This is a genomic window from bacterium (genome assembly GCA_040753555.1).
Classification (GTDB): domain Bacteria; phylum UBA9089; class UBA9088; order UBA9088; family UBA9088; genus JBFLYE01.
This window is the reverse complement of the sequence record JBFMDZ010000090.1, coordinates 1-5,603: the sequence shown is the minus strand read 5'-3', so window position 1 is coordinate 5,603 and position 5,603 is coordinate 1. Positions and strand designations below refer to the sequence as shown.

The 5,603-nt window shown below is 33.6% G+C and carries 10 protein-coding genes; 9 read left to right on the top strand and 1 reads right to left on the bottom strand.

Annotated elements, in window-relative coordinates; all coding sequences use genetic code 11:
- The 4 genes from AB1630_08075 to AB1630_08060 all read left to right on the top strand — a co-directional run.
- On the top strand, nucleotides 1–151 hold a 151-nt coding region (locus AB1630_08075), incomplete at its 5' end, for a protein-L-isoaspartate O-methyltransferase (protein ID MEW6103749.1).
- Nucleotides 148–726 carry a YqaA family protein gene (locus AB1630_08070; protein ID MEW6103748.1) on the top strand — a complete coding sequence of 193 codons (579 nt, stop codon included), beginning with the start codon at nucleotides 148–150 and terminating at the stop codon, nucleotides 724–726. The genes AB1630_08075 and AB1630_08070, both read left to right, overlap by 4 nt.
- Entirely contained in the window at nucleotides 723–938 is a 216-nt protein-coding gene (gene xseB, locus AB1630_08065; GenBank protein MEW6103747.1) for an exodeoxyribonuclease VII small subunit, read from the top strand. Before AB1630_08070 ends, xseB begins: the two co-directional genes overlap by 4 nt.
- A complete protein-coding gene (locus tag AB1630_08060) occupies nucleotides 913–1,659 on the top strand; it encodes a polyprenyl synthetase family protein (protein ID MEW6103746.1) in 747 nt (248 codons plus the stop codon). Before xseB ends, AB1630_08060 begins: the two co-directional genes overlap by 26 nt.
- On the opposite strand, the gene amrS is transcribed toward AB1630_08060, so the two are convergent.
- Nucleotides 1,656–2,831 carry an AmmeMemoRadiSam system radical SAM enzyme gene (gene amrS / locus AB1630_08055; GenBank protein MEW6103745.1) on the bottom strand — a complete coding sequence of 392 codons (1,176 nt, stop codon included), beginning with the start codon at nucleotides 2,829–2,831 and terminating at the stop codon, nucleotides 1,656–1,658. The two genes, AB1630_08060 and amrS, sit on opposite strands and share 4 nt — an antisense overlap.
- A gap of 146 nt (nucleotides 2,832–2,977) precedes the next feature.
- Between amrS and AB1630_08050 the strand changes: the two genes are divergently transcribed.
- The 5 genes from AB1630_08050 to AB1630_08030 all read left to right on the top strand — a co-directional run.
- Nucleotides 2,978–3,229 carry a hypothetical protein gene (locus AB1630_08050; GenBank protein ID MEW6103744.1) on the top strand — a complete coding sequence of 84 codons (252 nt, stop codon included), beginning with the start codon at nucleotides 2,978–2,980 and terminating at the stop codon, nucleotides 3,227–3,229.
- Between the two features lies 1 nt (nucleotide 3,230).
- Entirely contained in the window at nucleotides 3,231–4,694 is a 1,464-nt protein-coding gene (locus AB1630_08045; protein MEW6103743.1) for an N-6 DNA methylase, read from the top strand.
- A 51-nt stretch (nucleotides 4,695–4,745) separates the two neighbouring features.
- A complete protein-coding gene (locus tag AB1630_08040) occupies nucleotides 4,746–4,889 on the top strand; it encodes a hypothetical protein (GenBank protein ID MEW6103742.1) in 144 nt (47 codons plus the stop codon).
- Nucleotides 4,890–5,426, top strand: coding sequence for a hypothetical protein (locus AB1630_08035; GenBank protein MEW6103741.1), 537 nt, complete (start codon nucleotides 4,890–4,892; stop codon nucleotides 5,424–5,426).
- A 53-nt stretch (nucleotides 5,427–5,479) separates the two neighbouring features.
- Nucleotides 5,480–5,603: toprim domain-containing protein (locus AB1630_08030; protein ID MEW6103740.1), on the top strand; the 124-nt coding region annotated here is incomplete at its 3' end.

Below are 5,603 nucleotides of genomic sequence, written 5' to 3'. Positions count from 1 at the left end.
TAAGGATGAAGGGATTATGGTTATCCCAATTGGAGAAAGGTATATCCAGAAACTTGTTGTTGTAACAAAGGAAAAGGGGATGATAAAGGAGCAGGATGAGGGAGGATGTGTATTTGTCCCCCTTATTGGAGAATATGGGTTTAAGGAATGATACAAGATTTAATTAACTGGACAATTCATTGGGCAAGTACACCCTATGGTGTATATGCCTTGTTTATCTTATCCTTTGTTGAATCAAGTTTTTTCCCTGTTCCTCCAGATCTTCTTTTAATAGCCCTTTGTCTATTAAATCCAAAGATTAGCCTATTCTATGCCACTGTGTGCGCCATTGCCTCTGTTTTGGGAGGTATGGTTGGCTATTTTATTGGATTTTTTGGAGGTCGTCCATTAGCAGAAAGGCTTTTTAAAAAGGAAAAAATAGAGATTGTCCATAATTATTTCCAGAAATATGAAGCATGGGCAATATTTATTGCGGCATTTACGCCCATTCCATACAAGGTATTTACCATAGCTGGTGGCGTATTCTATATAAATTTTTTAAAATTCATTATTGCCTCTATATTTGGAAGGAGTGGAAGGTTTTTTATTGTTGGATGCCTTATTATGCTCTTTGGAGAAAGGGTAAAGGGGATGATAAAGGGACATTTTGAAGCTTTTACAATAATCTTTACCCTCCTTCTTATTGGTGGATTTTATTGCTTAAAGCATATTAAAATAAAGAAATGAAATTTGAGGATGCATTGAAAAGATTGGAGGAGATTGTCCGAATCTTAGAAAAGCAAGAGATTGGTTTGGATGAATCCATATTCCTTTTTGAGGAAGGAATTGCTTTAAAAAAGCTCTGCCAAGAAAAGCTTTTGAGTGCAGAGAGAAAGATAAAAATAATCAGTGAAGGAGAAGAAGATAGATTGGTTGAAAAAGAAAATAGCTTTGATTGATGAAAGAATAGGTTTTATTATCTCATCAAAACATCCTTCTTTACTTAAAAGCGCAATTGAGTATTCTTTATTTCCTGGAGGAAAACGCATAAGACCAATCCTTTGCCTTCTATCTTGCGAAGCTGTTTCTGAAAATTCTGCAAAAGCATTGGATGTTGCATCTGCTATTGAGTTTATCCATACATATTCCCTTATCCATGATGATATTATGGATTGTGATGAGGAAAGAAGGGGCAAGCCCTCTGTTTATAAAAAATATGGGATTCCTTTAGCAATCCTTGCAGGAGATGGTTTGCTTACATTGGCATTTGAAATTCTCTCTTTCCATCCTTTAATTTCAAAGGAAATTGCAAAGGCAATTGGTATGGATGGAATGGTTTTTGGACAGGCAGAAGACATAAGGAGTCAGGAGGAAGAGATCAGGAGTCAGGAGTCAGAGGAAAAGATTAGTCTTAATAAGACGGCAAAGCTTTTTATGGTATCTTGTGTTTCTGGAGGGATGATTGGAGGAGGAAATAAAGAGCAAATTGAATCTTTAAGGGAATTCGGATTAAACTTTGGGATGTGCTTCCAATTAAAGGATGACCTTATTGACAATAAAATAGGATTAAAAGATTATAAAGAAAAAATTTCTCCCTTTTTGGATAAGGCAATATCTTCTATCTCTATGTTCAAAAAGGATAATTCCTTAATAAATCTTCTCTCTTATTTTAAAGATTAGCCCCAAAATCCAGCAATTTTTCTCTTACAATATGGACACATTCCATCCTTTATTAGATTTTTAAGAACGCTATAACCCTGCCTTTCAATGAGGATTTTTTTGCATTCTGGGCAATATGTATTGTTCCATTCTCCATCTGGGATATTTCCAATATAGGGATGGTTTATACCACAATCCTTTGCTATTTTATAGGAAGATAACAGGGTTTCAAATGGCGTTGGAGGAAGGTTTAAAAGCTTATATTGTGGATGAAACCTTGAAAAATGAAGGGGAATGTCAGGGGATAATCTATATACCCATTTACATATTTCTTTAATTTTTCCTAAATTATCATTTAGTGTTGGAACAATAAGATTTACAATCTCAAACCAAACACCAGATTCTGCTACAATCTCACAAGCCTCCTTAACATAATCAAGCTCAGCAGAGCAGGTATCTTTATAAAAATCCTCATCAAACCCCTTAAGGTCAATTTTTATAGCATCTACCTCTTTACATAGCCTTTTTAACGGCGTTCTATCAAGATAACCAGCGGTAATAACGATATTTTTAATCCCGCTTTTTCTTGCCAAACCACTTGAATCAACCATATATTCATAGTATGCCGCAGGCTCTGAGTAAGTGTAGGCAATGGATTTAACAAGGCTGTCTTTATCTCTCCAGGAAGAAACAACCGAGATAAGCTTTTCTGGAAGGAGGTCATAATTTTTTGTCTCCTCTGGCTTTTTCTGTGCTATATCCCAATTCTGGCAATAATGGCACCTTAAATTACATCCAGCTGTTGCAATAGAAAATGCCTTTGTCCCTGGAAGAAAATGGAAAAATGGCTTTTTCTCAATTGGGTCTATATTTACAACGCAAGGATTTCCATAAGACTTTGAATATAAAACGCCGTCTTTATTTACATTTGTCCTACAGGCACCTCTATAATTCTTTTTTAATAAGCATCTATGCGGGCATTTTTTGCACCTTATCTTTCCATCCTTAAGCTTTGTATAATAATATCCCTCCTTTGACCATTTCCAAAGCTCTATCCCCTTTTCCTTTATGGGAACAGCCTCAAGCTCCTCTTTTTCTTCATCTTCCTCCTTTGAAAGGGCTAATATCCCTCCAGCTATTCCACAGCTTGCAATCCCAACGCCAGCCTTTTTAAGAAAATCCCTTCTTGTCATATTCTAATTTTAAGCATTAAATACAATTTCGTCAATTAAAATAAATCTGCTATTGCATAAAACAATCATTTTCATTTTCCTTCTTGATTTTATCTTTTAAAATATTTAAAATCATCAAATATTTTTGTATTTAATGATAAAGAAAAATGAAAAAACCTTTAATCATTGTTGAAAGCTCGACAAAGGCAAAGACTATTACAAAATACCTTGAAGGTAAATATAATGTCCTTGCCTCAATGGATTATGAAAAAGACCTTTCCGAGAATGAGCTTGGGATAAATATAGAGAAGGGATTTATCCCAAAATATGTAACTATTAAGGGAAAGGAAAAAACCATTGCGAATATAAAGAAAGTTTCTTTGTCTTCATTAAGGAATTTAGGCATATTATTGAGATAAAATGAAAGGGTTAAGGGCAAATCAAAACAAAGAAAATTTTAAAGGTGAGGTTCAAAAATACCAAAATAGGAAAAATTACAATCAATATTTTACCCCTGGGTTTGCAGTAGAAAAAGCCCTTTCTCTTATTCCAGAAATAAAAATGAAATTTATAATTGACCCAGCAGTAGGAAAAGGTGTGTTTATCAAGAAATCATCAGAAAAATGGAGAAATGCAAAACTATTTGGGGTTGATATTGATAGGGATGTGATGTTGGGGTTGAATAAATTTAATCTGCCAAATTCTTATTTTATCGTAGGAAACAGCCTTTTACAAAAAACATGGCATTTGCCCGAAATCCAGAAGATCCTTTTAAATGGAGGATTTGACCTTGTGGCTGGAAATCCGCCTTTTAGTAGCTGGTTTCATCGTATAGACTCAGAAAATATATTATCAAATTATGAATTAGGTAAAAACCATGGAAAAACAAAAAGAAGTCAGGCAATTGAGGTTCTCTTTCTTGAAATCTTTATAAAATTAGCCAGAGAGAAAGGTTTCATTGTTATTGTTCTTCCGGATGGCATCCTCTCTAACCCTCAATATCAATATGTGAGAGAATTTATTTTAAAAAACGCAAGGGTTTTGCACATTATTAATCTACCCAGAAATGTATTTGAGGAGACATCTGCTAAAACAAGCATTTTTATTCTGGAAAAATGTAGGGGGAATAACTTAAGTTATTTTGCTAGACTACACGATTTAGAGAAAAATGGAAAGGTTAATAATACGATTAAGGTTTTGGGAAGGGATTTAAGGAAGCGAATGGACTACTATTATTATAACAACTTACAAAAGAGCTCCTTACAAAAATTAAGTGATAATGGCATAGTATTCAAACAGCTAAAGGATTTTGTGGTTTATTGTAAAACAGGAAAAACCCTTTATGGAAAAGAAAGGGAATTCTCAAGAAAAGGCTTAAGATTTTTGCATGCAACAAATATCACAGATATTGGGATTAATTATAAAAAAGATGAAAGATATATTGACCCTTTAAGCAAAATGAATTTCCAAAATGCACATACTAAAGTTGGAGATATTTTATTTGTTAGGGTCGGTGTGGGATGCGCAGGAAGGATTGCTATTGTGGATGTTGAAGATGATGAAGGGGTAGTTACAGATTACATCCATATTTTCAGGGTTAAAGGGATCAACCCATATTTTCTTGTGGTTTATCTAAAGACAAAATTTGGAAAGGATTCGATAAATCTTTTGCGGCATGGCGTCGGAACAATTAGTATAAATAAAACTGACTTGTTGTCTATCCCAATTCCTCTTGTCTCACAAAATACTCAGTTTGATGTTGAGAAGAGGTATAAAGATATTCTTAAGGAATACAGGAGGTATGGAGAAAAAGTTACCCTTAGAGATGAAATGTTTTCTTTAATTGACTATACACAAGAGAGAATTAAAGAAAGTCAAAGGTAAATTATTATGTGGAAATGTGAGTTATGTGGTAACAAATTTAATGAGAAAACAATGGCTGTAGAAGTGAAATTTGGCTATGTTGATAAAAATGAAGGCAATAATCAAAATAATCAATATGATGCTTTTTATCCAGAAAATGCCTGGGCTCCATTATGTGATGATTGTGCAATTGCTTATATTAAAGGAGAAAAATAAATGTCCTTACAATCTAAAGCCATACTAAAAGAATTCGTTCAAAAGTGCAAGAATCACCTTAACTCTGTAAAAATTCCAGTAAGAATAGGTAAGCACAAACTTGAATTATCCTCAAGAACGCTATCGGATGTTATAGAAAAACACACAATAGATTATATGATTGATTACTTTGGAAAAGACAAGGTAAAATTTAGAAATTGGCGTGGGTATGATGTCATCATAATCACCCTTAAAGAGACCATATATATAAACATAAAAACCCAAGAATATAATAAAAGTCTTGATGCTACATGGCTTTTTAGCGCTTCTGTAGTAAAAGAATTACAAAAAGAAAAAATTATTGAACATCTTTATTGCACAAAATTTGAGTATGTTAAACAAGGAAGAGATTATCTTGAATTTCCATATGGAAAAGTGGCAGGTCCCTTGTCTGATGTAGACTTAATTTATTACACAAAAGGTGATGAGCCTCCTTGCAGATTAAGAGCAGAATTTAATGGAATCCACTGTCACCTAAAGAATGAATTTTATGAATAAAGAAATCTTTGATAGCAGACCAATTTTAGAAGAAACAAAAAAATTATAGAAAAATGAAAAAACCCTTAATCATCGTAGAAAGCCCGACAAAGGCAAAGACTATTACAAAATACCTTGAAGGTAAATACAATGTCCTTGCTTCAATGGGTCATATCAGAGACCTTCCCGAGAATGAGC

Excerpts from the sequence above, each read along its gene's own strand:
- AB1630_08070 (MEW6103748.1), top strand. The coding sequence starts at position 148 with ATGATACAAGATTTAATTAACTGGACAATTCATTGGGCAAGTACACCC.
- xseB (MEW6103747.1), top strand. The coding sequence starts at position 723 with ATGAAATTTGAGGATGCATTGAAAAGATTGGAGGAGATTGTCCGAATC.
- amrS (MEW6103745.1), bottom strand. The coding sequence starts at position 2,831 with ATGACAAGAAGGGATTTTCTTAAAAAGGCTGGCGTTGGGATTGCAAGC.
- AB1630_08050 (MEW6103744.1), top strand. The coding sequence starts at position 2,978 with ATGAAAAAACCTTTAATCATTGTTGAAAGCTCGACAAAGGCAAAGACT.
- AB1630_08045 (MEW6103743.1), top strand. The coding sequence starts at position 3,231 with ATGAAAGGGTTAAGGGCAAATCAAAACAAAGAAAATTTTAAAGGTGAG.
- AB1630_08040 (MEW6103742.1), top strand. The coding sequence starts at position 4,746 with ATGGCTGTAGAAGTGAAATTTGGCTATGTTGATAAAAATGAAGGCAAT.
- AB1630_08035 (MEW6103741.1), top strand. The coding sequence starts at position 4,890 with ATGTCCTTACAATCTAAAGCCATACTAAAAGAATTCGTTCAAAAGTGC.